Source organism: Sporomusa sphaeroides DSM 2875, from assembly GCF_001941975.2.
Taxonomy (GTDB): Bacteria; Bacillota; Negativicutes; order Sporomusales; family Sporomusaceae; genus Sporomusa; species Sporomusa sphaeroides.
Map to the genome: position 1 here is coordinate 3,444,430 of NZ_CP146991.1, position 25,961 is coordinate 3,470,390.

28 protein-coding genes are annotated in these 25,961 nt (G+C 49.1%); 3 read left to right on the forward strand and 25 right to left on the reverse strand.

The features are described 5' to 3' along the window. Positions 1–38 precede the first annotated feature (38 nt). The 13 genes from SPSPH_RS16150 to SPSPH_RS16210 form a co-directional block, all read right to left on the reverse strand. Complete coding sequence (locus SPSPH_RS16150) at positions 39–1,847, reverse strand: motility associated factor glycosyltransferase family protein (protein ID WP_075757217.1); 1,809 nt, start codon at positions 1,845–1,847, stop codon at positions 39–41. 98 nt (positions 1,848–1,945) lie between these two features. After that, positions 1,946–3,118 (reverse strand): flagellin, encoded by a 1,173-nt coding sequence (locus SPSPH_RS16155; RefSeq protein WP_075757216.1) that lies wholly within the window; start codon positions 3,116–3,118, stop codon positions 1,946–1,948. Positions 3,119–3,394: 276 nt separating this feature from the next. Further along, complete coding sequence (locus SPSPH_RS16160) at positions 3,395–3,895, reverse strand: hypothetical protein (protein ID WP_075757215.1); 501 nt, start codon at positions 3,893–3,895, stop codon at positions 3,395–3,397. 41 nt (positions 3,896–3,936) lie between these two features. Continuing rightward, a complete protein-coding gene (fliS, locus tag SPSPH_RS16165; protein WP_075757214.1) occupies positions 3,937–4,332 on the reverse strand; it encodes a flagellar export chaperone FliS in 396 nt (131 codons plus the stop codon). Between the two features lie 43 nt (positions 4,333–4,375). Further along, positions 4,376–4,765, reverse strand: a complete 390-nt coding sequence (locus SPSPH_RS16170; RefSeq protein WP_075757213.1) for a flagellar protein FlaG — start codon at positions 4,763–4,765, stop codon at positions 4,376–4,378. Positions 4,766–4,855: 90 nt separating this feature from the next. Beyond that, positions 4,856–5,086, reverse strand: a complete 231-nt coding sequence (gene csrA, locus SPSPH_RS16175) for a carbon storage regulator CsrA (RefSeq protein ID WP_075757212.1) — start codon at positions 5,084–5,086, stop codon at positions 4,856–4,858. A gap of 1 nt (position 5,087) precedes the next feature. Then, a complete protein-coding gene (fliW, locus tag SPSPH_RS16180) occupies positions 5,088–5,546 on the reverse strand; it encodes a flagellar assembly protein FliW (RefSeq protein ID WP_075757211.1) in 459 nt (152 codons plus the stop codon). A gap of 127 nt (positions 5,547–5,673) precedes the next feature. Continuing rightward, positions 5,674–6,237, reverse strand: a complete 564-nt coding sequence (locus SPSPH_RS16185) for a DUF6470 family protein (RefSeq protein ID WP_075757210.1) — start codon at positions 6,235–6,237, stop codon at positions 5,674–5,676. Positions 6,238–6,292: 55 nt separating this feature from the next. Beyond that, positions 6,293–7,570, reverse strand: a complete 1,278-nt coding sequence (gene flgL, locus SPSPH_RS16190; protein WP_075757209.1) for a flagellar hook-associated protein FlgL — start codon at positions 7,568–7,570, stop codon at positions 6,293–6,295. A gap of 11 nt (positions 7,571–7,581) precedes the next feature. After that, positions 7,582–9,486 carry a flagellar hook-associated protein FlgK gene (flgK, locus tag SPSPH_RS16195; RefSeq protein WP_075757208.1) on the reverse strand — a complete coding sequence of 635 codons (1,905 nt, stop codon included), beginning with the start codon at positions 9,484–9,486 and terminating at the stop codon, positions 7,582–7,584. Positions 9,487–9,517: 31 nt separating this feature from the next. Further along, a complete protein-coding gene (locus SPSPH_RS16200; protein WP_075757207.1) occupies positions 9,518–10,015 on the reverse strand; it encodes a flagellar protein FlgN in 498 nt (165 codons plus the stop codon). A 27-nt stretch (positions 10,016–10,042) separates the two neighbouring features. Further along, the gene (flgM, locus tag SPSPH_RS16205) at positions 10,043–10,336 is read right to left on the reverse strand and encodes a flagellar biosynthesis anti-sigma factor FlgM (RefSeq protein WP_075757206.1); all 294 of its coding nucleotides are present in this window, start codon (positions 10,334–10,336) and stop codon (positions 10,043–10,045) included. A 137-nt stretch (positions 10,337–10,473) separates the two neighbouring features. Continuing rightward, a complete protein-coding gene (locus tag SPSPH_RS16210) occupies positions 10,474–10,872 on the reverse strand; it encodes a flagellar protein (protein WP_075757205.1) in 399 nt (132 codons plus the stop codon). A 245-nt stretch (positions 10,873–11,117) separates the two neighbouring features. Between SPSPH_RS16210 and SPSPH_RS16215 the strand changes: the two genes are divergently transcribed. Continuing rightward, a complete protein-coding gene (locus tag SPSPH_RS16215; protein WP_223226300.1) occupies positions 11,118–11,750 on the forward strand; it encodes an HD-GYP domain-containing protein in 633 nt (210 codons plus the stop codon). Position 11,751: 1 nt separating this feature from the next. On the opposite strand, the gene SPSPH_RS16220 is transcribed toward SPSPH_RS16215, so the two are convergent. Together SPSPH_RS16220 and SPSPH_RS16225 are read right to left on the reverse strand one after the other, a co-directional pair. Beyond that, positions 11,752–12,411, reverse strand: coding sequence for a ComF family protein (locus SPSPH_RS16220; RefSeq protein ID WP_075757204.1), 660 nt, complete (start codon positions 12,409–12,411; stop codon positions 11,752–11,754). Next, a complete protein-coding gene (locus tag SPSPH_RS16225) occupies positions 12,405–14,564 on the reverse strand; it encodes an ATP-dependent RecD-like DNA helicase (RefSeq protein WP_075757203.1) in 2,160 nt (719 codons plus the stop codon). The genes SPSPH_RS16220 and SPSPH_RS16225 overlap by 7 nt, the downstream gene beginning before the upstream one ends. Before the next feature lie 179 nt (positions 14,565–14,743). Between SPSPH_RS16225 and SPSPH_RS16230 the strand changes: the two genes are divergently transcribed. Further along, positions 14,744–14,884: a hypothetical protein gene (locus tag SPSPH_RS16230; protein WP_158027104.1), complete on the forward strand. Its 141-nt coding sequence runs from the start codon at positions 14,744–14,746 to the stop codon at positions 14,882–14,884. Positions 14,885–14,977: 93 nt separating this feature from the next. On the opposite strand, the gene SPSPH_RS16235 is transcribed toward SPSPH_RS16230, so the two are convergent. From SPSPH_RS16235 to SPSPH_RS16250, 4 genes are all read right to left on the reverse strand, one after another. Then, positions 14,978–15,190 carry a DUF2922 domain-containing protein gene (locus tag SPSPH_RS16235; RefSeq protein ID WP_075757202.1) on the reverse strand — a complete coding sequence of 71 codons (213 nt, stop codon included), beginning with the start codon at positions 15,188–15,190 and terminating at the stop codon, positions 14,978–14,980. Between the two features lie 49 nt (positions 15,191–15,239). Then, on the reverse strand, positions 15,240–15,464 hold the full coding sequence (locus tag SPSPH_RS16240; RefSeq protein WP_075757201.1) for a DUF1659 domain-containing protein: 225 nt from the start codon (positions 15,462–15,464) through the stop codon (positions 15,240–15,242). A 46-nt stretch (positions 15,465–15,510) separates the two neighbouring features. After that, the gene (locus SPSPH_RS16245; protein WP_075757200.1) at positions 15,511–16,107 is read right to left on the reverse strand and encodes an RNA polymerase sigma factor; all 597 of its coding nucleotides are present in this window, start codon (positions 16,105–16,107) and stop codon (positions 15,511–15,513) included. A 495-nt stretch (positions 16,108–16,602) separates the two neighbouring features. Beyond that, positions 16,603–18,522, reverse strand: a complete 1,920-nt coding sequence (locus SPSPH_RS16250; protein ID WP_075757199.1) for an ABC-F family ATP-binding cassette domain-containing protein — start codon at positions 18,520–18,522, stop codon at positions 16,603–16,605. 171 nt (positions 18,523–18,693) lie between these two features. On the opposite strand from SPSPH_RS16250, the gene SPSPH_RS16255 reads away from it, so the two are divergent. Next, a complete protein-coding gene (locus SPSPH_RS16255) occupies positions 18,694–19,323 on the forward strand; it encodes a hypothetical protein (protein WP_075757198.1) in 630 nt (209 codons plus the stop codon). 33 nt (positions 19,324–19,356) lie between these two features. On the opposite strand, the gene SPSPH_RS16260 is transcribed toward SPSPH_RS16255, so the two are convergent. The 6 genes from SPSPH_RS16260 to SPSPH_RS16285 form a co-directional block, all read right to left on the reverse strand. Further along, positions 19,357–19,839, reverse strand: a complete 483-nt coding sequence (locus SPSPH_RS16260) for a hypothetical protein (protein WP_075757197.1) — start codon at positions 19,837–19,839, stop codon at positions 19,357–19,359. Positions 19,840–19,904: 65 nt separating this feature from the next. After that, the gene (locus SPSPH_RS16265; RefSeq protein WP_075757196.1) at positions 19,905–20,579 is read right to left on the reverse strand and encodes a response regulator; all 675 of its coding nucleotides are present in this window, start codon (positions 20,577–20,579) and stop codon (positions 19,905–19,907) included. A gap of 55 nt (positions 20,580–20,634) precedes the next feature. Further along, positions 20,635–22,107: a glucose-6-phosphate isomerase gene (locus SPSPH_RS16270; RefSeq protein WP_422396912.1), complete on the reverse strand. Its 1,473-nt coding sequence runs from the start codon at positions 22,105–22,107 to the stop codon at positions 20,635–20,637. A gap of 36 nt (positions 22,108–22,143) precedes the next feature. After that, positions 22,144–23,064 carry a UTP--glucose-1-phosphate uridylyltransferase GalU gene (gene galU, locus SPSPH_RS16275; RefSeq protein ID WP_075757194.1) on the reverse strand — a complete coding sequence of 307 codons (921 nt, stop codon included), beginning with the start codon at positions 23,062–23,064 and terminating at the stop codon, positions 22,144–22,146. 15 nt (positions 23,065–23,079) lie between these two features. Next, complete coding sequence (locus SPSPH_RS16280; protein ID WP_075757193.1) at positions 23,080–24,438, reverse strand: phosphomannomutase; 1,359 nt, start codon at positions 24,436–24,438, stop codon at positions 23,080–23,082. Positions 24,439–24,546: 108 nt separating this feature from the next. After that, entirely contained in the window at positions 24,547–25,929 is a 1,383-nt protein-coding gene (locus SPSPH_RS16285; protein ID WP_075757192.1) for a mannose-1-phosphate guanylyltransferase/mannose-6-phosphate isomerase, read from the reverse strand. Positions 25,930–25,961 lie beyond the last annotated feature (32 nt).

A 25,961-nucleotide genomic window follows, 5' to 3' on the forward strand; every position in this document is an offset into this window, starting at 1 on the left:
CACTCCAATATTTCATTCATCTATTCTTCTTGCTAAAATTATCTTGTATTATTCCACGGGAAATTTTCCTCAATAACCTGAATAATCAACCATGAAGTATTTTCAAGCATTTCACAAAGCTCGATCTGTACCAGCAAATTCTGTTTTAAACTCTCCAATGAATCTGTTTCTGCGATAGCATGAAATTTTTGCACCAATATAGCCATTGGCCCTTGAATATTATGATATAAAAGTTGGTCTGTGTTTATTAACTTATAATATAAATCGGTTTTTTTCATGGTTTCATACAACTTTTGAACTTTTTTCTCGGGCATTGAGTCTGTCCACTCTTTGCTATACAGTCTAAGTATATCTAAGTGACTTGAAACATTTTTCCGAAGTTCCTCCAAGTCCTTAAGATAATCTCTGATCTTCTTTTCGACTTCATCCCAATCAATAGTGTTAACAGGAACACCCTTCATTATTTCCAAAACACTAAATTCTTTTGTACAGTACTCAGCTATAACATTAGTTAGACTTTGCTGACTTGTTCCTGCAATTTTTGCGCCGCCTTCTGTCGCATTGATTATCATTCTATCAGTTGTCCTAAACATGTTTTCAAAAATTTGCTTAAACTCCAGCCAAATTTTTCGAGTTTTTACTAAGCCACCATAATATCCGGGAACGGTTAACACTTCAGTCTCTTCATTTATTGGCTTTTTGTCATATACAGTACCATCCGCATGGGTACCCTTTTCACCATAAGCCAAATCCTGTCCCACCATAACAATAGGAGAAGCTCCGACATGAAGAGCCAAACCTACTGCCAAATGGGCGCAAGAAGCCCCCATCCACATATAGTGATTAAGTGAAGCTCCTAGTTTTTCACCAAGCCAAAAGTACTCACGTACACTTGAACGAAGTGGCAGGACCGCTCTATGCTTAAATTTTTCAACAATTCTCGGATCGGCAACAAGTGATGATACAAGATGCATATTAGGTGGAAAATCCTGATTCTCATAGAAATATTCCCATACAATAGCTCCACGTTCTACTGTACAAACGAAATCAGGTGTAATACCATTTTGCAGAAGTTTCTGCACAATAGTATCTACCGCAATAATAATGCCTTTTCCTTGGGCTTCTTTTAACTTACCAATATTCTTATCCAATGATGGGCCTGCCGCAACAACAAAGGCGGGGATTCCAACAAAAGCATCTTTCAATTTAGCAACATCAACATTTTCTGATAGGGCTTTAATATTATTTAGGTTGTTTATAAGTCCGATGAGAGAATCATGTATGGAATTGCCGATACTAAAGTATCTATTTTTAATAGCTGCTCCTATCTCCAATATATATTCTTTAATGGAACCGCTATCGTATTTTCGATAGTAAGAATTTAGATAAAATGTAACATTTTTAACCAAATAAAAAAACTTACTTGAGAAAAGAAGCTTAAATAAGTCTGTTAGCTTGTCAGGCTTTTCAGTAACTATAATGTAATTTACATTGTTTAATAACTCGAAGTTCTCGTAAAACATAGCATGCTGTAAAAAATACGGATTAGGCTCTATAATAACAATCAGTGATTCTTTGTGGGCCGTTTGTGCAACTTTTTGAATTTCATGTAAAGATGCAACCCCAAATAAAAAAACGAGCTGTTTGATATCTGAGTTAGGCAAATTTGTTTCATCAATAGTAGACTCTAGTATAAAAGGTTTATCATCATTTCGACAAAATATTTTAGTTCCGTCCTCGTCTGTACCTACATAATAAAAAGGTGCTTCTCCTGGTTCTATTTCTGCAATGAAATCTGGCATATTGCGTTTTGTAATTACAGCAAAATTATCCTCAAAAAGGTTCACTTTGTTCCCCCATTTCATTATTTGAGAGGTTATTATAAATATACAAAATGCCCTCAACGCGAGAGGGCATTTTGTATGTATTAAGTTACTTACTATTCTTACCGTAAGAGTTGAAGCACACCTTGAGGCTGTTGATTGGCTTGAGCCAGCATTGCTTGAGCAGCTTGGGAAAGGATGTTGTTCTTTTGGAAGTTCATCATTTCTTTTGCCATATCTACATCACGCACACGGGATTCAGCTGCAGTTAAGTTTTCGCTGGAAGTACCAAGGTTAGCAATGGTATGCTCCAGACGGTTTTGCGTAGCACCTAGCTTGGATCTTTCTGCAGAAACAAGCTCAATTGCATTGTTGATGCTGGTAACAGCAGCAGTAGCGTTTTGATAATCAAGTACATTTAAAGCATCACCAGCGGCTGAACGTACGCCAATAGCCTCAGCCTTCATGCTATTGATACCTACAAGGATATTTTGTCCGCTGTTTGCACCAATTTGCATGGAGAAGGATTTGGAAGCATCAGTGACTGCAGCTTCATATTTACGGAAGCTTACAGTAATGCTTTCACCAACTTTTAAGTTTTCCAGGCCTGTTACGTCAAGTGTAGCACCACCTACAGCCAAAGCAGAAAGAGCAGCACCGGTAATGTCAGCGTTAGAAATGCCTACAGCATTCGGATCGCCGATAGTGTAGTTCCCTGCACTTGTTGCAGTACCAGTTTTTGTACGAGTAATAACTATGGTACCAGTAACAGTCAGAGCGCTAGTGGTAGAAGCAGCGCTTAAAGCGATAGTAACTGTAGCTTGAGTATTCAACTGAACTGTAACTTTGCCTTTAATTTCATCACGAAGACCAGCGCGAGTACCATCGATAAGTTTTTGGGTATTGAACTCGGTAGTATTGGCGATACGGTCAATTTCGTTAGTTAACTCATTAATTTCTTTTTGGATTTCTCCACGGTCAACACTGGTATTGGTATCATTACCAGCTTGAACAGCCAGTTCACGCATACGTTGGAGAATGTTATGAGTTTCAGTCAGCGCACCTTCTGCAGTCTGAATCATGGAGATGGAGTCCTGAGCGTTACGACCAGCTTGGTCAAGTCCACGAATCTGACCGCGCATTTTTTCGGAGATTGCAAGACCGGCTGCATCGTCACCGGCACGGTTGATGCGAAGACCGGAAGACAATTTTTCCAGGGATTTGCTGGTAGCACCATTGTTGGCAGACAGTCTGTTATAAGTATTCAGAGCCGCAATATTGTGATTAATAATCATGGTTTTTGTTCCTCCTTGAATTTTAGTATGCCTGGGCATCCATGCCCGGCAAAATATACTTCAGTATGAACTCCTGTCCGGCCGGTACAGGAATAGTTTACTGACCTTCTGCTAGTATTATCGGCAATACCGGTTATTAGTTTAGAGCTCCATTCTGTCATTTCTTTGCATTATTGCTTTGTTATGAACTAATTCTCCGTTTTTCTCCATTATTCGACTGTTTATAAAAAACTTAATAAATTTCTAATAAATAAAAAAAAGAAACCGCAACAGCGGCTATAAGGCTTTTCGTATTCTCTTGATATCCTCCTCATGCTGCACACCTTGTCGCATAAGGTATCTAGTGCTTTCGCTCATTCTGTCCTGATTGTCTTCTACCTCTTCGACTTTCCTGTAGGTTTTTTCAAGCATATCCAATATAGCAGCATCAGACTCTTTAAGGTTCTTAATTTCGGAATGAATAGCAGCCTGGCCGTCTTTGAGGTCTTTGATATCAGCCCGCATCACAATAATATCAGTCTGCATCGCAGTCTGGCCGTCTTTCAGGCTTTTAATTTCATCCTGCATCGCAGTCTGGCCGTCTTTCAGGCTTTTAATTTCATCCTGCATCGCAATCTGGCCGTCTTTCAGGCCTTTAATATCATCCTGCATCGCAATCTGGCCGTCTTTCAGGCCTTTAATATCACCCTGCATTGCAGTAATATCACTCTGCATCGCAGTCTGGCCGGCTTTCAGGCCTTTGATTTCAATTAGTATTTCTGTTAATAATTCTTTCACATTATCACCTCCCCGTAATTATTATCGCATGTACGGCTATTTTATTTAGCAGCAGCCTGCTGCTGCCCCCGGGCCAGCTTCATGGCTTGCATCCAGGTATCGCGCAGCTCTGTCAGCAGACTTTTTGCCTCTTCCAGCTGGCTTTTATCCTTTTTGATATTGGCCTGAATCAAGCGGTATTCAATATAATCATATAGCTTATAATAGTTCTGGGATATCTCGTACTGCATATCCAGTGTGCACATAAATTCACGCACAATATCCTGGGCCCTCAGATTGGCGGCATTGGCTCTTTCCAGGTTGCCTTGCTCAATGGCCTGCATGCTCTCCGTGATAAAACGAATGGCTCCGTTATATAGCATCAATGTCAGTTCCTCAGGCGAAGCTGTCATGATTTGCTGATTTTTGTACACATTGGCGGTGTTTGCCGCATTCATAGGTGTATCCTCCTGCTCTTCTCTATATGTATCCGGCTGTCGGTTACGCCTTTTTATCCAGCAAGATTCCTATATACTCCCGGATTGCCCCAAGAGTATCCAAAAGTTCATGCGGCGGGAATTCCTTCAGCACTTTGTCTGTTTTGGTATCCACAAGACGCACCATCAGCCGCTGAGTTTTTTCATGAATTTCAAACTTAAGGTCGGCGTTAATCAACTGCATGATTTTATTGAGATTATCTGTTGCCTTGGCAACATCCTGCTCAAGTTTTGTCTGAACTTGGGTCCCAGGCTGTTTATTTGCCTCATCCGCAATGAGCTCAGTCTGTAATTCGGGCTTCGTATTCACGCCTGCTTCGCCGGTGGTTTTGGCTGCAGCAAAAGATAATGAGGTATGGCTTCCTTTGCCCAGGGTAGTGGTCTGAATATCCATATGTAAGCACCTCGCCGTGTTTATTCTATATTTATAGTATCGAATAAAACCTCAAAATCTTTAACAGATTTCGGAAAATACAGCCAAAGCTTACGGCAGCTTAATCTTCTGTAATATGTCGCTTCCGGGCAAAACAGCCGGGCTGGCGGATTGCCTATTTTCAGCGACAATAGCGTCATAAAGCTCCCCGCGGTATATTCTCACTTCTTTGGGAGCGTCTATGGCCAGACGAATGCTGTCGCCTTTGATATCAACAATTGTCAGGATAATATTATTGTCAATTACAATACGTTCACCGACTTTGCGAGTGAGAGCCAGCATGCTACTCGCCCCCTTTCCCGGTTGGAGCGGGAAGTCCCCGGGGAAAGAGACGGTGGCGCACCGTGTAGTGGGACTTTTCCAGGACAATTTGGATTGCTTGGCGGGCATGGGTGTTAATCAGAATAGGTGCCAGAAGATTGGCAGTCATTTCCTCAGCTTTTTCAGGAATACGGATGATATTGAAGATTTTGGGCTTGTTATCGTCAGCTATTCCCAATTCGGCTGCAACTGCATCGTCCAGAGCAAAGCTGTAATCAGGGAAAAAACTAAAGGGCTCGGCAATAACAAAGGTCAAATCAGGCTCACTGAGCGACTGGAGAAAGAAAAAAGGACTGTCCGGCTGATAGGGCAGGAGGGCAAACTCCTTTTCTTCGGGAAAGCCGGGAAGGGCATGGGGAAACTGGATAAGCTGGCTCTCAGTAATATCTAATTCGCCAAAGCGGGTGGACTTGATGCGCATGGGTAAGCCTCCTATTTTCTTTCATAATAAATAATAGCGAATTGGGCAGAGTTCTCCACGCTCTGCCCAATGGTATGTCTGCTTATATTATAGCTAATCTATCCGCTGGTAACAATCCTTATTTTTACTACGCGCTAATATCTACCGAGTTATCTGTCACCCACATTTTGATGCTGGGGTATTGAACCATCCGGATATCGACGGTCGCCGGCCGGAAGTCCATGTTGACCTTGCCTGGAATTACGTCAATGGTAAGACGCCCGGGCGTTGGCTTAAAAATGGGCTGGTGAGCTGTGTAGCGAATGACCGGCGGTTCCAGGCGAGCCCAGGTAACCTCCGGTGGGAGCTGGGTGTTAGCCTCTGCCGCCATGGCCGGTATAGGGTCTTCACCGGATACTTCGGCGTTCATCAGGCGATCCCCTTCCTGTGCTATACGGGCAATGGTATCAAAAGCCGTCTGGCGGCCTAAATCGGCATTATCCCGCGCCAGCCGTATGTTGGTTTTCTTACCGTACGAAGCGCGAAAAGCTTCCCAGTCAATTTCCAGCTCACCTTTTGGCTGACTGATTTCGACAGTTGCCGGTTCGGTGTCGATACGAAGCTGCGGCCGGGTGGTAGTCAACCCCATATCGGCGCGGGTTGTCGTTATGCTTGTTTTGGCAGGCTGGGTAGAAATGTTAAGGGTAAGCATATAAATCGCTCCCTGTGATAGATTCGGTCATACTATGCCCGCTGGCGGCAGCAATTTAGCTCATAAAATCAACAAGCGACGGCGGCATAAGCTTGGCACCGACCGACAAAGCGGCGCGATAAATGCTTTCACTGGTTTTGAAATCAATAATGGCTTTGGCAATGTCAAGATCCTCATTAGCCGATACATCCTCGGTAATAACAACATTGTTTTTTTCCAGCAACGCCTGGGCTTGGATGTACATGGACATCCGGGCTCCCATTTCGGTCTGGGCCTGAAGGATATGGCTGTGGGCATTATCTACCAGGTATAGGCCTGATTTGGAGAGCCACTGCAAATCCCGGTCTGAAGCAGTATGCGGGAGAGTGTAGGTGTCACCGGTTTTGTTGGCAGCAGCTGCAGTCAATTGATACTCAACAGTTGCTGTCCCCAAACCATCTGTATCGGTTATGGTGACCTTGCCCGTTCCGTCAATTGCGATTTTAGGATTAGGAGGAATACCGCCGCTGCTCTCCCAGGTAACGCCCCCGTCAATAGAATAGGACACTTTTGTTGGCAGACCGGCCCCATCCACTTCTTCAATTCTCAAAGTAAATGCATTATGCGCATCAGCAGAGGTTTGGCTAATATCCCCGCCTGACGGATTGCTTTTTGCCGAGGTCTGGCCTTTCAAGGCTTCTTTAACTCTGATAAGATCGTTCAGCACCTGGGCGGTTTGTATTTCTTTGCCATTCTCCGTAATCGTATGAAAACCGAAAACATCTTCTCCGGTAAGATTTACGCTGTCCTGCGAGGGGGTAACAACACCTGGTTGAATACGCATGGATATTTTGTTGGTATCACCGGAATACACAACAGCTTCTGTCTGTGTTCCGTCAGCGGCTGTCACCATACGCCGCTGAAAAGGCTGAATTTTATCGTTCTGTCCGGCAAAAACATAGCGATCACCGATCTTGGTGTTGCCGATTTCAATCATCTGGTTGATAATGCCGTCAAGCTCATTGGCAATAGCATCCAGCGCCATATCAGGGTTGACCGATACGGATTTAACAACCAGTTCTTTGGCCCTAATAGTCAGCGAGCTCAGATCACTCATGGCGCCATCGGTTGTTTCCATCCAGGAAATAGAGTCTTTGACATGCTGGGTATATTGTTCATTTTCCTTGAGGTTAATATTAAACCTGAGGCTCCTGATGGTTTTAACAGGATCATCGGACGGGCGGTGCAGGGCTTTGCCATCGGAAAGCTGCTGCTGAATTTTGTTTTGACGTCCGAGGTTTTTATTTAAGCTAATCATGAAATTGAAGGACAGCATGTTAGTGCTTACTCGCATATGTTAGTTCCCTACCTTCCGACAACGCCTGTGCCGTTAATAAGTTTGTCAAGCATTTCATCCATGGTGGTCAGTACCCTGGCGGCCGCATTATAGCCTTTTTGGAAGCGAATCATATCACTTATTTCTTCATCCATGTTAACGCCGGATACCGATTGGCGCCAGTTATTGATCTGGTTGACCAGAGTTAACTGATTCTCGGTAAGGCGTTCGGCATTTTGCGTTTGAACGCCCAGAGCACCGATCATCGAACCGTAAAAGGTATCCAGCGAGGAACCGCCCAGCAGGGAAGAAACATCTACTTTTAAGCGATTACCTAAATTGATTGCATTATCGCCGGCGGCATTGCCCTGTGGCTCTTTGGGGATGGTGAAAGTATATGTATCACCAACAGCATTATCGCTGTCAGAATTAATCCGGATGGTAATGCCATCGCCCAGAACGAACTGTTTGGGTTCTGCCACCTGATTGGGGTCGGCACTCAAAGTACCGTTGCCCAATATTGTTCCGTCTGTATCTTTAATCTGATAGCTTATTTGAGTGACAGCCCCGGTAACGGGATCACGGCCGTCAATCCGTACTTCATAGCTGGGAGTAACAGCACTGCCGGTATAATTCCCGCCAATAACCGCTTTACCGCCCGCAGGATTGCCTTGCGTAATATCAAGGCTTCCCACCATGGTCTTAGCAGCAATCCGGCTCAGTCCGTCAGCTGGATTAAACAGATCGGCATTCATTGTCAGTGCGTCAATCCAGAGCTGCGCCCTGGGTACACCCGGATGGTCAACACTATCATAGCCGGGACCAAACAGCGCGTCATAGTTGTTGGAGTTATTGTAGTCGGTTGCAGCACCATTGCCTGCTGCGCCAAAGAAGTTATAGCCGGTGTTATCATTAGGGTCATTGTTTATGCCGTAACCGTCCCGGTGTACGGCGTTAAATTCCTGCAGCAGAAACTGACTCATCGTGGACAACTTGTTCAGATACGCTTTGACGCTGATATCGCTGTCGCGGGCATCGCCTGCCGAATCTGCCGACGTCTTATCTCGGGAATCGATCAGCCCTTTAAGTTCACCGCCGGTAAAGTTAATGACGGTGCTGGTTGCCGCATCTTTAACATCGACCACTTCATAGCCATAATCCGGATCCTTGCGTGATTCGGCTTTCAGTTTATTGTTGGCATAACCGTCCACCAATACCAGGCCGGAGGATTGCACCGTATAGTTTCCTGCCTTGTCTTCCGTTACCCGGACGTTGATAATCTGCGATAACTGGTCCACAAGATAATCCCGCCGGTCACGCAAGTCATTGGCATGTGCGCTGCCGCCCATTTCGACGCGGACAATCTGCTTGTTTAAGGACAACATCTCTTCGGTGATTTGATTAATTGTGTCCACCCGGATACCAATAACGGTATTGATATCGCCTACCATGCTTCTTAGTTGCGTATTGGCTTGCTGAATGGCATCCACCACTTCAACGCCCCGTTCGCGCAAGGCGGTTCTGGCACCATTATCCGACCCGTTGGTCGATAAAGTATTCCACGCCTTCCAAAATTTATCAAGCACGGTTTGCATGCCGGTTTCAGTAGGCTCCTGGAATACGCCTTCCACCTGCCCCAGGGTATCTAATATAGTCTGACCATAGCCCAGCGTGGAAGTCTCTTTCCACATCTGCTGATCGATAAAGCTGTTCCGGATTCGTACAATCGACTCGGTGAGAACACCGGTGCCGATCTGCACCTTGCCAATACCGGTATAGACGGCTTGCGGGGCTGAGGTGACAAGGTTGACTCGCTGCCGGGAATAACCAGGGGTATTGGCATTGGCGATGTTATGCCCAACGGTGTCAAGGGACATCTTCTGAGCGTTAAGCCCTAGTACCACAGTATTCAGACCGCTAAATGTTGAGCGCATATAATTCCTCCATTATGTGTCTCTCGTTTTCCTATGCCTTGGCATCAAACATGGACTTACCCGCCCTGCCGGTATCCGGCTGCCCTTTGGGCGCATAGGTGGGCTCGGCTGTGCTTTGGCTTAGGATATTGATGTTATAGTTAATATAATCCAGGGATTGTTTAATCAGTTTTTCATTAACCGCATTGAGTTCTACCAGTTCGGCAGTCACTTCGGTAAAAGTCTCGCTGATGGCTCTCAGTTTAGCGGCAGTTTCCACTTCGGCCTGCTCAATAAGCACTGCCAGGGCCGTCTGGCCGGGAGGCAGTCCCAGAGCCGCCGCAAGCTCGCCGGTCAGCGTTTGGCGCAGTTTCTCCAATTTGCCGGCTTCAATGATGAGCATTTCCTCCTGTTTGGTCAGTTGCTCAAGGTCCTGCGGGTTGACCGCTACCAGAACTTCGCGTTTTTTCTGACTCAGTCGCAGCAACGCCTGGTAGATTTGAAGATTCTGGGTTAAAAGAAGTATAAGTTTATCCCACACAGCTGTCACGAATTAAACAGCCTCCTTTTTATTCGACTAAAACACGCGCTCATTTTTCGAATAGGCAATGATTCTTTCGGCAAGCTCCCGCGAGTCGACCTTATACTGACCTGTAGCTATCTTATCCGAGAATTCCTGCACTTTGGCCTCCCGGACTTCAGGCATGTTTTTTATCGCCCGGAGATGCTGGCTTACTTCCTGAGCATGACTGGACAAAATGACTTCATCCGGACGCTGAGTCGGACTTACGCCCTGGCTCTTAGCGCCTTTGGACACTTTGGTTTGTTCACCATAGACTTTGGCAATATTTTGGATATTTTTTATATTCATACGAGCACCTCACAACTCAGGAATTCTTATTTTATTATCGTCAAAAATGGCGGGGTTATTAATCCCCGCCACAAGCAATTAGAATGAATTATTAAGCTATATCGCTTTGTTTCACTGTTTTACTCAAGATATCAACGTTATTTATCTCCCAAGACTTTTCCATACATCCGCGAACGCTGGCGCTGTGAATTTTGCGGTTCATGCTTTTCGTGCTGGTCGTCCGTATGTATCTGATCCAGGATATTTTTACTGCATTTATCGCACAAGCGTCCCTCGTCAATCAAGGTTCCACAGGTTTCACAGGGATAAGAAATCGCACTGCCCATGATGCGGCCACTGCGCAGCAGGCGCAATATAATCTTGTGTTTCACGCCGGTGGCTTGGTGGATTTCTTCGAGAGTAGCTTTGTCTATATCGCGCAGATACTCTACTACCTTTTCTGCATCATCTTCTTGCCTGCGGTAACATTCCGGACAAACCCTTGCTGCATTTTCGACATAAACCTTGCCACATTCCGAACAATTCGCAAGTCCCATGAGTTGGCCCCCCTTTTTCTCGTTATCGTTATTATATAGCATTTTCATGCTATAGCCTAGGCCTTTAGACTCATTTCTAAGATATTGGACATTTTTTTATAAAACCAAGCAGGATTATGACGGTTTTTGGCTAATTACTTTATTGCTTATTTTACGGTTTTTTACCCTTTGGTTTGAAAAATACGTGCTTATATCGTATTTTTCGTTGTTTAAATTATGGAAATCAGACAAGATAGTGACTATTGATGCTGATCTCCAAGGAAAGGCAGTTTGTCGTGTATATGCTAACGCTGATGCAGGACCCCGAAATTTATGCCACTGATACTGAAACAGTCAATGGCATAATTGCCAATTTTATGCAGCTTATTCAATTAAAGAATGCCAAACTATTTTTGCACAGCCATCAGGTAGCCAATTATGCGGTCAGTGTTGCCGCAAAAATGAGGCTTCCGCGGGAAGAAATTGAGCGCATCCGTTTGGCCGCATTGTTACATGATGTGGGGCAGATTACCGTGCCCAATCAGGTGCTGGCCAAAGTGCCTTATTTGTCGACCCGTGAGATGAGTGTGTATAAAAATCATTGCAATGCCGGCAGTTGCATGTTGGAAAATATCCCTTCCTGCCAGGAGCTTATTCCCTATATCCGTTTTCACCATGAACGTTTTGACGGCACAGGCTATCCTAAGCGGCTAAAAGGCGTAAACATCCCGCTCGGTGCACGCATTATCGCGGTAGCCAATCACTATGACCGGTTTATTAACCCGTGCACACAGCATTGGGTTAAGACCAAGGGCGAAGCGGTCCGCGAGCTCTTAAGCCTGTCCGGTATGGCCTTTGATCCGGAGGTTGTCCGGGCGTTTATTGACGCGCTGGGATAAGTCACCGCGCCCCGCTGGCCAGTGCCAGTCCCGTAACCGCCAGCGCCCCGGATTTTTTGAGCGCTTTTGCACATTCATCCATAGTCAGTCCGCTTGTGAAGATATCATCAACCAACAGGATACTTTTCCCCGCTACTAATTTAGGGCGCGTTACGGTAAACGCGCCTTTTATGTTTTTGCGGCGTTCTTTTAGGCGAAGCTCCCATTGGGGCAGGGTAGGAGTTGTACGGGCAAGTGCCTCGACCCAGGCCAGGTTTCGCCTTAGTGCCCAGGGTTTGAAAATAAGGGCGGTCTGGTTGAAGCCGCGCTCTTTGAGACGGCCGAAGTGGAGCGGCACAGGCACTACTGCATCAATACCGCGGTATCGCTCTGCCGTTACGCCATAGTCCAGCAGGTATCCCAGCTTAGTAGCCTGGCGGGTGATGCGGCGAAATTTCATGTCACGGATCAGGCGCTGCACCTGACCGCTATAGTCGGTCACCGTCAGGCAGGCATCCAGCCACTGCAGCTTATGTATAGCCAGTGAAACCTGCCTGATGGTAACGATCTTATCAAGACACACCTGGCACCAGCCGTAGCTGCTGCCGGCCCATTGCCGGCAGGACGGACAGCGCCTGGGGAAAATCAATTCGAGCAGAGCTTCCAGCCAATCGGTTAGCATAAGGCTTCACCCTGGAGGCGTTCGGCCAGCAGCGAATAGCGGCGGCGGGTCCGGTCACTCATGACCGCGGTGTTAAGCGCTGCCTTGGTGCCCAGCAATATGACCCGCTCTTTGGCCCGGGTAACGGCGGTGTATAAGAGATTGCGCTGCAGCATAATATGATGGCCCGGCGTAAGCGGCATGACGACAACCGGATACTCGCTGCCCTGACTCTTGTGAACACTCATGGCATAGGCCAGGGTTAGCTCATCATGTTCGCCTTTGTCGTACACTACATCATCTTCCGGATAGCGGACAAGCACCTTGCCATCGGCAATGGCCAGGATGTAGCCAATATCGCCGTTAAAAACCCGTTTGGTATAATTGTTGCGAACCTGCATGACTTTATCGCCTTCCCGCAGCACCTGGTTGACACTCTGGATGTAGTCCTTGCCGTCCTTAGGCGGATTGAGCGCCGCCTGCAGCAGCCGGTTCAGATTCTCGACCCCGCAGGGCTGGCGGTGCATGGGGGAAAGCACCTGAACATCGCGCCAGCTATCAAAGCCTTCCTGAGTCAGCTCGGTTTGGCAGAGCTCGACAATGGCCTTGGCGGCCGACTCACTGTCAGGCATTTCGCGAAACTGAAAATCATTACTGCCGAATTCAGGCAAACGTGCCCGGTTAATCCGGTGGGCGTTGAGCACGATCATGCTTTCGCCTGCCTGGCGGAAGACTTCAGTGAGCCGCACCACCGGGATGGCGCCCGACCGGATGATATCCTTGAGTACCGAGCCTGGTCCAACCGCCGGCAGCTGATCAACATCACCCACCAGCACCACCCGGCAGCCGTCCGGTACAGCCTGCAGAAAATAACTGGTTAAAAGCATATCCATCATGGAGGTCTCATCGACAATTACGGCATCCGCATCCAGCGGGTTTAGCTCATCCCGGGCAAATATCGGCTCATCATCGGCCCCACCCCCAGCTTCGAGCAAGCGGTGGATGGTCATAGCCCCGCGCCCGCTGGTCTCGGCCAGCCGTTTGGCAGCCCGGCCGGTGGGTGCGCCTAATACGATTTTTAATCCCTGCTGTTCCAGCAGCGCTAAAATGCCTTTAACGGTCGTCGTCTTCCCTGTTCCCGGTCCACCGGTTAATACCAGCACCCCATGGGTCATAGCGGCCGCCAGTGCCTGGCGCTGCGCCGCTGCCAGGGTAACTCCGGCAGCTGCCTCCCACTGGTCCACCAACGCCTCCGGGTCAATGCCCTCCAGGGGCTTGGCTTTCTCCTTGAGCAGGAGCAGGCGGTCTGTCACCAGCTTTTCGGCCCGGTAGAGATAACGCGGGTATATCAGGGTCACACCATGGAAATCCTCGGTATACAACTTCCCGCGCTCAATTTGCTGTCTGACAACGGCGGCGATCTCGGTTTGCTCAATATTGAGGAGTTTGGCCGTTTCTTCGGTAAGTACCTCCTCCGGCACGCAGCAGTGACCGGCCTGCCCGGTCATGAGCAGCGCAAACTGCACTCCTGCCGCCAGCCGTGAAGGATGGTCCCGGTCAAAGCCTAAGGCGCCGGCAATCTGGTCGGCAATACGAAAGCCAATACCTTTTACCTCTTCCGCCATTCTATAGGGGTCTGTCTGAAGCACGGCAACCGAGTCTGAGCCGTAACAGGCAAAAATTCGGACAGCGTAGGCGCTGGTGACACCATGCATTTCTAAAAATAGCATAACTTCCTTCAGCTCGGCCTGCTCGGCATAGGACTGGCGGATTTGTTCCAGCTTCTTGCTGCCGATCCCCTCTACTTCGGCTAAGCGGTGGGGGTAAAGTTCAATAATCTCCAGCGTCCGCACGCCAAAATGCTTGATCAGCCGGGCAGCCATAGCCGGGCCAACGCCTTTGACGGCCCCTGATGCCAGAAACCGCTCTATGCCCTGCTCGGAGGTTGGCTGAATACGCCGGCAGGCTGCGGCTTTGAACTGCCGTCCGTAACGGGCATGCTCCACCCATTCTCCGGTCAGCTTCACTTGTTCACCGACAAGCGGCGGAGGAAAACTGCCGGTTACGGCCACGGTTGCCGTTTCATTGCCCGGCTTAAGGCGAAATACCGTAAAGCTGCCATCGGCTGCCTGAAATGTTATATTCTCTACAATACCTTCTAGATTATTATCCACGGTTATAACTCCCACTGCTTAGTACATCCAAACATAAGTTCCTTTTTCTTAATTCGCACCCCTTGAGAAAAGTCCTGCATATTTTTTCACTGAAAAGGAAGGATTTTCGTCACAGACAAAGTACTATATACATAGATATTGCATTTGCAACAACGATTTACAAATTGTGAGGCAGAACGATGAAAGAAAACATGTACACCTACCATTACTTTCAAAATCGCGCCATTAAGCGCCCGTCCCGCATTGCCGGTCTTGTCTTCCAATTGGTACTTTTGTCTTCCATTGTGTATAGTATTGCTGCACTTTATCTTAAACCATAAGATAAGATTTTCACCACCGCAGGCAATAGGCACAAACGAATGCCCTGTTTACCGAATACCGGTAAACAGGGCATTGCTATGTTGTTCAGAGTCTTACACCAGTGCCACAGTTTCCCGGTTGCTGATGCGGGCTTCTACCTGCCCGGCCAAGGTGTTGCCTTTGACGACAAAAATATTTTTGTCGATGATGTCCTGCATCACAGCCTGCACCTGAGCCAATGTCAGGTCATCTTTGGGGTCGGCCACACTGATAACCGTCTCTTTGCCGGCACTGTTGAGAAACACCATTTGCAGCGTCTTAGTCATAGGTTACTCCTCCTTTCTTACAGTACTGCGGGGGAAGCTTGCCCCCCTGTTACTGGTTTACGAGATTGTTCAGGTCCTGGCGGACAATGTCTGCCAGGGTGTGCTCCTGCAGACCTGCCACCCCTTCGGCCACTGCAAACAAATCGCTGTCGGTCGCGCCTGGATTGACATTAGCGAATGTCCGGTTCCGGTAAACCGGATTGCCGGAAGCGTTTACACCGGTCTGCACCTTGAGCACCAGTTTGCCGCTTTGCGGCATTTTTACTACTGCCATGCTGCTCACCTCCTTATGCTCTCATACATTCCGGTCATGTTTGGTTTTAAATGGGTAACAAAAGATTTTTCGCCAATTCCTTTTTTAAGCGGGCTAAGCCGCGCTGCCTCAGACTATAGACCGCCTGGGGCGTAATTCCAAGCTCTGCCGCTATATCTGCCAGCCGCGCTTCTCCCAGTAACGTCCTGGCTACGGCTGTCTGCTGTTTAGCCGGCAGCAAGGCTAACGCTTCCCGGACAGCTATGACAGAAAAATTGGCCTCTGCCTCGGCCTCCACATTGTCGGCTGCTGCCAGAGTGTCCAGTAAACCCGGCCTTTCTTTGGCTTCCTCCTCCGCACCGCCGGTCAGAAACAGTTCCTGCTGCCAGCGCCGCCGTTCGCGTTTGAACAAATTCCATACCGCATACCTGACCCGGCTCTCAACATAGCCGGCAAACCGGACCCCGGCGGCCGGATCATAGGTTCGTACCGCCGCCGCCACTGCCAGCCACCCTTCGGCGGCAGCCTCTTCTTTAATTCCAGCCACATGCGGCTGATTGGCATACTTTTTCACCAAGCCGGCAAACCGCCGGCAAACTTCCGCAAAAGCCTCTCCGCCCTCATTCCCGGCCTGGGCCTGTATAACCAACTGTTCTATATTCATTATCCTCACCTGTTGGCGAGGAACCGGTCCCTCTTATATTAGCGCTGGCTACAGAGTAGCATGGCCGGTGAGGAAAAAACAAAAGCCGTCCTGGCTCAGGTCAATACCCGAGCCAGGACGGCTTGCTGCATAAAGCGTCCACGAAGGACGCTTTATGCGCAAAGAATTAGTTGTTATGGTATTATCAGAAAAATCATAATTTTAGTGCTGGATTTTTACCGATTTTCCCTTATAATGAAATTAGGACGGGAATAGAGCCCCGTCCTAAACTGAATAAGGAGGTGAGTGCTATGCGCTTAAAGACTAGATGGTTCAGCCTGACAGTCTCAAGCGAGTTTGCTTTAATAATCTGTTGGATTATTGAGCAGCTCAATAATTAGCCTCCCTATTCTCCGAACGTCCCTGCTGGAACAGGGGCGTTCATTTAGTATCTATGTTCATTATAACCGATTTATACTAATTTTAAAAGTTTTATTTTAATCGTTTTATTTCAGCCTACTCCCCGGTAAGCTCCACCCAGGCGATATACTTTTCATCAAGCTCAGCCTGCCTGACCGCATATTCGTCAGACAGTTCCCGGCTCAGCGCAGCGTCAGCATGACTGGACGGGTCATTCAGCCTGGCTTCCAGGGCTGCTAACTCATGCTCCAGCAAAGCAATCTCTTCTTCCAGCTTTTTAGTCTGTTTCGCCGTATCCGGTTTGCGCCAGCTGTTGCCTTTGCCGGTGTCGGCTTGCACCGGGCGTTCCTGCTTCCCGCCGTTCTGTTTCTTTTCCCTGGCAACAGACTGGCTGGCCGCCTGCGCAGCCTCCTTTTCTGTTGCCGCCTTTTTATCACGATAGTAACTATAGTTGCCGGCATACTCGGTCAGTTGTCCGCCCTCAAGCTCGACAATACGGTTAGCCACCTTATCAAGAAAATACCGGTCATGCGACACCGTCAAAAAAGTACCGGGAAAATTCATAATGGCCTCTTCCACAGCTTCCCGCGCCGCAATATCCAAATGGTTGGTCGGCTCGTCCAGTATGAGGAAGTTAGCCCCTGCCAGCATAAGTTTCAATAACGCCAGCCGCGCCTTTTCACCGCCGGAGAGATCGCCCACCAGCTTGTACACATCATCACCGCGAAACAAAAAGGCGCCAAGATAATGGCGTGTTCGCTCTTCACTAAAAGCAAATTCACGCATAATCTCATCCAACACACGATTCGTGTCAGTCAGCGTCTCATGCTCCTGGGCAAAATATCCCAGCCGCACCCGGCTGCCCAGCTTGACCCTGCCACCGGTTGGTTCCAGCTCACCGGTGAGCAGCTTTAACAAAGTGGTCTTGCCTGCGCCGTTCGGCCCGACCAGAGCCACCCCGTCACCGCGGCGGATTAACAGCGACACGCCGGCAAGCACCGTCTTATCCCCATAGCCTGCCACCGTTTCTCCCAGTTCGGCAACACGGTCCGCACATTCAGCCGGTGGATTAAAGGCGAAAAAGTCAAAGCCAGTCACATCTCCCGGACGGGCCAGACGTGCCAGCCGGTTGAGCTGACTTTGCCGCCCGCGTGCCTGCTTTGACTTGATGCCTGCCCGGTAACGGTCAATATAGGCCTCGGTTTTGGCAATCAAGGCCTGCTGCTTGCCATAAGCCTTTTCCTGGGCTGCCAGCTTTTCCGCCTTCTTCTCTAAATACTCACTGTAATTACCGCTATAATCGGCAATACCGCCGCTCTCAATGGCCAGGATTCGTTCAGCCACTTTATCGAGAAAATAACGGTCATGCGAAATCACCAGCACAGCGCCGGAATAGCTTAGCAAAAATTCCTCCAGCCACTCAACCATGCCCAAATCCAAGTGGTTAGTTGGTTCGTCCAAAAACAGGAAATCCGGCTGCCGGATCAGCGCCCGCGCCAGGCAGATCCGTGTTTTTTGCCCACCGGAAAACTCATGGGTCTGGCGCATCAGGTCCTCGGCGGCAAATCCCAGGCCAAACGCCACCCGCCGCACAGTATTTTCATATTCATATCCGCCGCCCCGTTCAAACCGTTCAACAACCTGCGCATAGTCCTTCATCAGCTTGTCAAGCTTGTCCGGATCTTTTGTTACAGCAATATCGGCCTCCAGGCGGCGCATATCCTGCTGCCACCCCAGCACATCACCATAAGCTCCCACCAGTTCATCATACAGTGTATTGTTACCCAGGCCGGTGTCCTGTTCCACATACCCGATCCGCTCGCCCGGTGTTAACGCCACATGCCCGCTGTCAGGCTTCTCAAATCCCAGTAAACAGCGTACCAGGGTTGTTTTGCCCACACCGTTAGGTCCAATCAAACCCACCTTTTCCCCACGCCTGATTTGAAACTGGATATCGCTAAAAATATTTTGTATACCATAGGCCTTGCTCAGGCCGCTAACTTCCAATAAGCTCATGTCTTACCTCCCTGTCTGCCTCCTACTATTGTACCGATTCACCGGTAAATACACAAGAGGGCGGCTTCTCCCCGGCCTTTCCCGGAATGGCACTTGTTAATAAATTACTTTTCTGTTAATATAGTATTAATTACAGAACATATGTTCGTGAGTTACAGGAGGTATTTTATTATGACTAACCCTCTGCCTGCACCTGCGCGGATTGCCGCCATTATACCCTGTTATAACGCCGCAGGCGACAATACTACCATCATTGCCTGTGACGGCAGCAGCACAACCCTTGCCTGCCGGGTTCGCGCCGTTATTGGACGGCTGGCCAGAAGCCGGGCCGTCGACCTAGCAGCGCTGAGAGCCAGAACCCGGGCGGACACTGAACGGAAAAACCTGGAGCCGCTGCCACTGGCACCCGGCCTTGTCCTGGTGCCGGTTAAAGTCCGTAAGCCCCGGGTAACCGGCGACAGCACCACCGGCTATGTCAATTTTCATGCCATTACTGCCGTCTGTGCCAACCCAAATACGCCTTACCAGACAACCATCAGACTGTCCGGCAAGACTGAAATCCCGGTTATCTGGACAACAGCTACCGTCAACCGCCAACTGGCACTGGCGCGCCTGGCTGCCAGCACCGCCTCCACCCTGCAGCTGCCACTGCCTGCAGGTGCTTTTCAGGAATCCTTTCCCGGCTACACCCCTGAGCTTTTTTCCCTGGCAGTCAAGCTGGTAGATGTCTTCCATGAAATCATAAATATAAAGCAGGGCAGCGAGCACCCTGGGACTACCCTGCCTCGTAGTGACCAATAAAGTGTTCCGGTACCCTGTCTCCCCTGCTCTCATTCAGCCTTCTGCTTTCCCTCGAATTACCACTTCCCGGTGGTTTTGCCGCAGCAGTGACGCCACAACTGCCGTAAATTGTTCAATCTGCAGCCTGCTGGTCAAATCAAGCACATGTACTACCGCTCCCCGGCAAAGCGGCAAGACCTCAGTTACCGGGCGCGCCGCCCGCTCAGTGCTTACCACCGTCAGCGCCGGTATTTCCACTGCCAGCCGCGATAAAATAATGGGTGTCAGGTCGTCAGAGCCACAATCTACCACAACAGCGTCGCATTCCTGTCCGCCATCTGCCATTTCATTTGCCAAATACCGTATCAAATCCTCGACTTCATATTCCAGATTACGCACCAAAATAACCAGGCTGGCTCCGGGCAAACGTACAAAGGCAAAGGTAGTCACCCAGTTCCGGATATCTCTGATAAGATGCCACAAACCATATAGTGCCAGCGATACCATAATGACACTTACCGAATAGGACAAAAACAAACTATCCTACCCCCTTTGCTTTGGGATAGGATAGTGTATGCACCATAGGGTTAAAATGTTATCATTTACTCTAAGATCACAATCTTATGCTTAATGGCGTACAATACCGCCTGTGTCCGGTCAACGACATTAATCTTGCGAAAAATATTGGTCAAATGGTTCTTGACTGTCTTTTCGCTTAAATATAACGTCTGGGCTATTTCCTGATTATTCATTCCCTGTCCGATCAATTGCAGCACTTCCACTTCACGGTAGGTCAGACGTTCTTCCTTGGGGCGTTCCAGCATGACCAGAGCCCCGTTACGTTTCTCGTCCTGGCGGGAAAGTTCGCCAAATAATTGCGTGGCCAGCGTTGGATAAATAAAGGAATGACCCTCATGTACCATCCGGATGGCCTTGACCAGCATGCCTGGCTCAATATCTTTTAAGAGATAACCAACCGCCCCTGATTTAATAACTTCAATTACATAGCTTTCATCATCATGAATCGTGAGAATAATTACTTTTACCGGTGACTTGGCGGTTTTTTTCAACCGTTTTGTCACTTCCAATCCGGTCATCCGGGGCATATTAACATCAAGCAACAGGATATCCGGTGCAAGACTCTCCACCTTGCTGATAGCCTCATCACCGTCAGCCGCTTCGCCTACCACCTCAAGGTCCGGTTCCAAAGACAGTACATTTTTAATTCCTTGTCTAAGCAGCGCATGATCGTCGGCAATTACAATTCTGATTGGCAAAAATGCCACCTCCTACTGGGTACAACACTAAGTGGATTAGCTGCATTTACTTCTTTCAGGGAGAATGTTGTTTAAGCATAGGCCCTAGCAGGCGTTTATACGCCTCAACTCCAGGCTGGTCAAAAGCATCCACATCAGCCAGTTCACCTTCATAAGCCACCGATAACGCTAACAGGTACAGCAATTCACCCAAATGATATGCCGTCATTTCAGGCAGCACAAACGTAGCATTAAACCGGCCGTCACTCCGGAGGGCAGCAGCATTGGCCTCCCGGGCGGCGTCAAGCGCCTGACTGAGCCGCAAGCCGGAAATCTCGGACAACTTGCCGGCCGACGGGAAAACATCCGGTATCACCGGGTCATTCTCCCAGGCAGCTACTTTGACAAACTGCACCACTTTATCTTTCCTGCCATCCTGATGCTGTTGTGTTTGCGCATGCATATCGGTTGTGCCTACAGCCACGATAGGCGTCCGGCCATAGAATACTTCACGGCCCGCACGGTCGGTCCGCTTGCCCAGCGATTCGGCCAGAAGCTGCACATACCATTCGGCAACAGACTTAAGATTATCGGCGTAGGGCATAAATACCTCAATATCCTGCCCATACTTTTCGGCAGCCAGATACTTAAGCGCCGCATTAAGCATAGCCGGATTGCGCCAGATATCCTCCTGCCTGCAGGCTTCGTCCATTGCCCGTGCCCCGGCTAGAAAGGCATCAATATCAAAGCCGATACAGGCAGCCGTAACCAGCCCCACTTCTGAAAAAATACTGAACCGTCCGCCCACACCGTCAGGCACAGAGAACATCGGCCACCCCTGCTCTGCGGCCAGCTTGTGCAGCAGGGTTTCACCGGCCCCCTCCGCCAGGTCGGTAACAGCCACCACCTGCACCTCGACGGCCGGCGTTTCCCGGCGCAGCGCATCATAGACTGCCATAAAGGTAGACATAGTATCAAGGGTGGAACCGGATTTCGAGATAACGACAAGCTGGGCACGGTAAGCCCCGTCGTGCGGCCCGGCGTGCACCGCCTTGAGCCTGGCCTCATACTTAATCTGCTCAATAAGCTCCACCGTCCGGCGCGGATCAATATTATTGCCGCTGAAGTACAGCCGGGGATATCCTTGCCGTTCTTCAGCCCCCCTGCTATTCCAGAACTCGCCGCAGTGAACATCAAACAGTACCTTGTTGCCCAGATAAGACCCGCCGATGCCAAAAGAGACGACCGCATCCACCTTGTTTCTCAGCGATTGTCCGAACTCCTTAAGCCTGGCAATAGAGGCCGGACTATTCAGATGGTCTGCCTGCACATAAGGCAGCTGGCTGAACAGCACCTTCTCCGGTGCACCGTCTTTGGATAAATGACCGCGTATTTCGCCGGTAGAACGCATATGTTCCATGGCCTGATGAGCCGCCATAAGGCGTTCGCCGATAGCAGCCACATCGGTCTGCGTCACCAGACCCTGACCGTAAAGATTCGTATAATCAAAAGTAAAGCCTGACGATAAAACCAGATGTGTTCTTTCCACAATCATCCCTCCTGCTTCACCTTGTTCACTTAGCTCTCAGTCTTCCATCTCCGCCTCCGTCGCAGCATAGTCTGTCCCCAGCGGCCCCACAGTCCTCAGCAAATACCGCAGAAACTTATCCCTAAGATCAGGACGCTTCAGGGCATACTCCACGGTGGCCTCAAGATACCCCTGCTTATCGCCGATATCATAGCGCCGCCCCTCAAAATTATAGGCATACACCGGTTTAAAAGCAGCCAGCCGGCGCAACGCATCTGTCAGTTGTATCTCACCACCCCGGCCTGGCGGCGTATCTTCCAATAGATAAAAAATCTCCGGCTCAATAATATAACGGCCCAGCACGGCAAGCCGGGAAGGCGCTTCCTCCACTGACGGCTTTTCCACTAAATCAACCGCCCGCCAAACATTATCTTTCACCGGCTCAGGCTCTACAATGCCATAGCTTGACACCTTTTCCCTGGGCACTTCCTGTACGCCAAGAATACTGCCCCCGAAATCCTCATAGGCATCTATCAACTGCCGCAAACAAGGTACATTGGCATCGATAATATCATCACCCAGCAGCACGGCAAACGGTTCATTGCCGACAAATTGCTTGGCACATAACACGGCATGCCCCAGCCCCTTGGCTTCCTTTTGCCGTATATAGTGGAGCGTTACCTCTGACAACTCTTCCACCAGGCCCAGCAGGTCATATTTACCCTGTGCTTTTAAGGTAAGCTCCAGCTCAACTGCCCGGTCAAAATGATCCTCAATGGCCCGCTTATTTCGCCCGGTGATAATGAGAATTTCCTCAATTCCCGACTGAATGGCTTCTTCAATAATAAACTGAATAGCCGGTTTATCCACAATCGGCAGCATCTCCTTCGGCTGCGCCTTGGTGGCCGGCAAAAACCGGGTCCCAAGGCCAGCCGCCGGAATAATGGCCTTCTTTATTGTTTTATGATTTTTTGGCATAGGATTTGATCCTTTCTAGGCATGTATCAGCGACAGCAATTCTGCCGTCTTTTCTTCCATTAGCCTGACATCGCACCGGGATTCCACATTCAGGCGCAATACCGGCTCCGTATTCGACATCCGGACATTGAACCGCCAATTTTCATACTCAATGCTCAGACCGTCGACCCGGTCCAGCTTCAGTGCCCCTGGCGCATATTTTTCCTCAATCTTTTGGATGACAGCCTTAGCATCGGCCACCGTGCTGTTAATTTCGCCGCTAACCGGATAGCAGGCCACTCTTTCCCGCATAAGCTCTGATAACGGCTTGCCTTCACGGCAAAGAATCTCCAGCACCAGCAGCCAGGGAATCATGCCACTGTCACAATAAGAAAACTCTTTAAAATAATGGTGGGCCGACATTTCCCCGCCATACACGGCATCTTCCTTGCGCATCCGTTCTTTGATAAACGCATGACCGCTCTTGGACAGCACCGGCACACCGCCCGCCTTCTCCACTATTTCGATGGTATTCCAGGTCAGACGCGGGTCATAGATAATCTTGGCCCCGGAATAGCGCCGGAGAAAAGCCTGGGCCAAAAAGCCGACAAGATAATAGCCTTCAATAAATTCTCCTTTTTCATCAAACAGGAAGCACCGGTCAAAATCCCCATCCCAGGCGATACCAATATCGGCCCCGTGTTCACGGACAACCTGAGCGGTTGCCTCCCGGTTTTCCAGCAGCAAAGGATTAGGCACCCCATTGGGAAACGTGCCGTCAGGGTTGTGATTTACCTTGATAAAAGTAAACGGCAGTTCAGACTCCATCGCATCAATGACCGCGCCGGCAGCGCCATTGCCGGCATTAACCACCACCTTCAGCGGTGCCAGGGCGGTCCTGTCCACATAGGTAAGTAAATGGGCGACATAGTCCCGCATAATATTCACATGCGTGACGGTACCGGGAGTGATATCCCTGACAGGAGCAAACTCACCGGTAACCACCTGTTCCTCGATTTCCTTAAGACCGCTGTCACTGCTAATGGGTCTGGACTCTGACCGCACCAGCTTCATGCCATTGTAGTCTTTCGGATTATGGCTGGCCGTAATCATAATGCCACCATCCAGTTTCAAATGAGCGGTGGCAAAATAAATCTGCTCCGTACCGCACATGCCAATATCCACAACATCACAGCCAACTTCCGTAAGACCTTTGATCACGGCGCTTTTAAACGCAGGCCCTGACAAGCGGATATCATTGCCGACAACCACCTTTTTAGCCTTAAAAATATCAACAAAGGCGCGACCAATGCGATATGCCATCTCTTCGTTCAACTCTTCCGGAACCTTGCCCCGAATATCATACGCTTTAAATGCATCACGTTTAATTTCCATATCCTTCACGCCTCCTTATAATTCCAACTATATGTTATATACTACATTGAATAAAAATATTCCTGTACAGCCAGAAGCTGTCAGGAATATTAATTTATTTTTATCCGATTATGTCCGCCCGTACACATCGTCAAACCGTACAATATCATCTTCCTCAAGATAACTGCCGTTTTGCACCTCAATAATCTCCAGCGGCAGCCTGCCGGGATTCACCAAGCGATGCTTAGTAGAAGGCGGAATATATACACTTTCATTGACATGCACCATCTGCTCCTGCTCACCGATGGTAACCTTGGCCGTACCACCGATAACAATCCAGTGTTCGCTGCGATGATAGTGCAATTGCAGACTGAGCTGCTGACCAGGCATAACAACAATCTTTTTCATTTTGTAGCCGATGCCTTCACCCAGTACCGTGTAACTGCCCCAAGGCCGGTACATGGTGGTATGCTCATCCACTTCGCGCCGTCCGCGCTCCCTCAATTCAGTAACCACATCCTTGACCTTCTGCGACTCGCCGCGCTTGGCGACAACAATAACATCATCGGTTTCCACCACCAGCACATCTTCCAGGCCAATGCCGGCAATCAGTCGGCTCTTGCCCAGCATCAGTGTATTGGCGCAGTCAATGGGCAGGCAATCGCCTTTGAGTGCATTGCCGGAGTGATCTTTTTCCAGCACATCATAAATGGCGTCCCAGGAACCAATGTCATTCCAGTAAGCGGTAAGCGGCGCCATAACCACCCGCGCCGACTTTTCAGCTACCGCATAGTCAATCGAGATACCAGGCATGTCCGCAAAATGGTCAAGGACTTCCGGCAACGGTGCCGACATCAGTTGATAGATTTCCGGGGCATGTTCACACAGTTCCTCCATAAGGCACCCTGCAGTAAAGGCGAACATCCCGGAGTTCCAATAATAATTGCCTGCAGCAAGATAGCTCTCAGCCGTCGCTTTATCTGGCTTTTCCCGGAAAGAATCTACCCGATAGCCTAAGCCAAAAGCTCCGCCTGTCTGAATATAACCGTAGCCTGTCTCAGGTTTATCCGGTTTAATCCCCAGGGTAACCACCTTTTCCTGCGCTGCCAGGTCAACGGCCTGCCGTATATTTTTAATGAAAATATCGACAGGCTGGATAATATGGTCGGCCGGAGTAACGAATAACACCTCACCGGCAGCAGTCCCCAGTTCAGCCTCGCAAAACTTTGCCGCCAGCGCGATTGCCGGTGCCGTATTGCGGGCAACAGGCTCAAGCAGTATGTGGGCACCGCTTGCGCCACAGGCCGCCAGTTCGGTCTTGACATGGTGAATATATTCCTTATTGGTTACGACAACAATGTCAGCTGGTTTGAGCAAAGGCAGAAAACGCTTTACTGTTTGCGTTAAGAGTGAATCAGAGTCACCCAGTTTTAAAAACTGCTTAGGCAGGCAGGTACGGGATAAGGGAAACAGGCGCGTACCACCGCCGCCGGCAAGAATGATAAGTTTCATCGACAATTGGTCTCCTTTTTGCTTCTGAAATA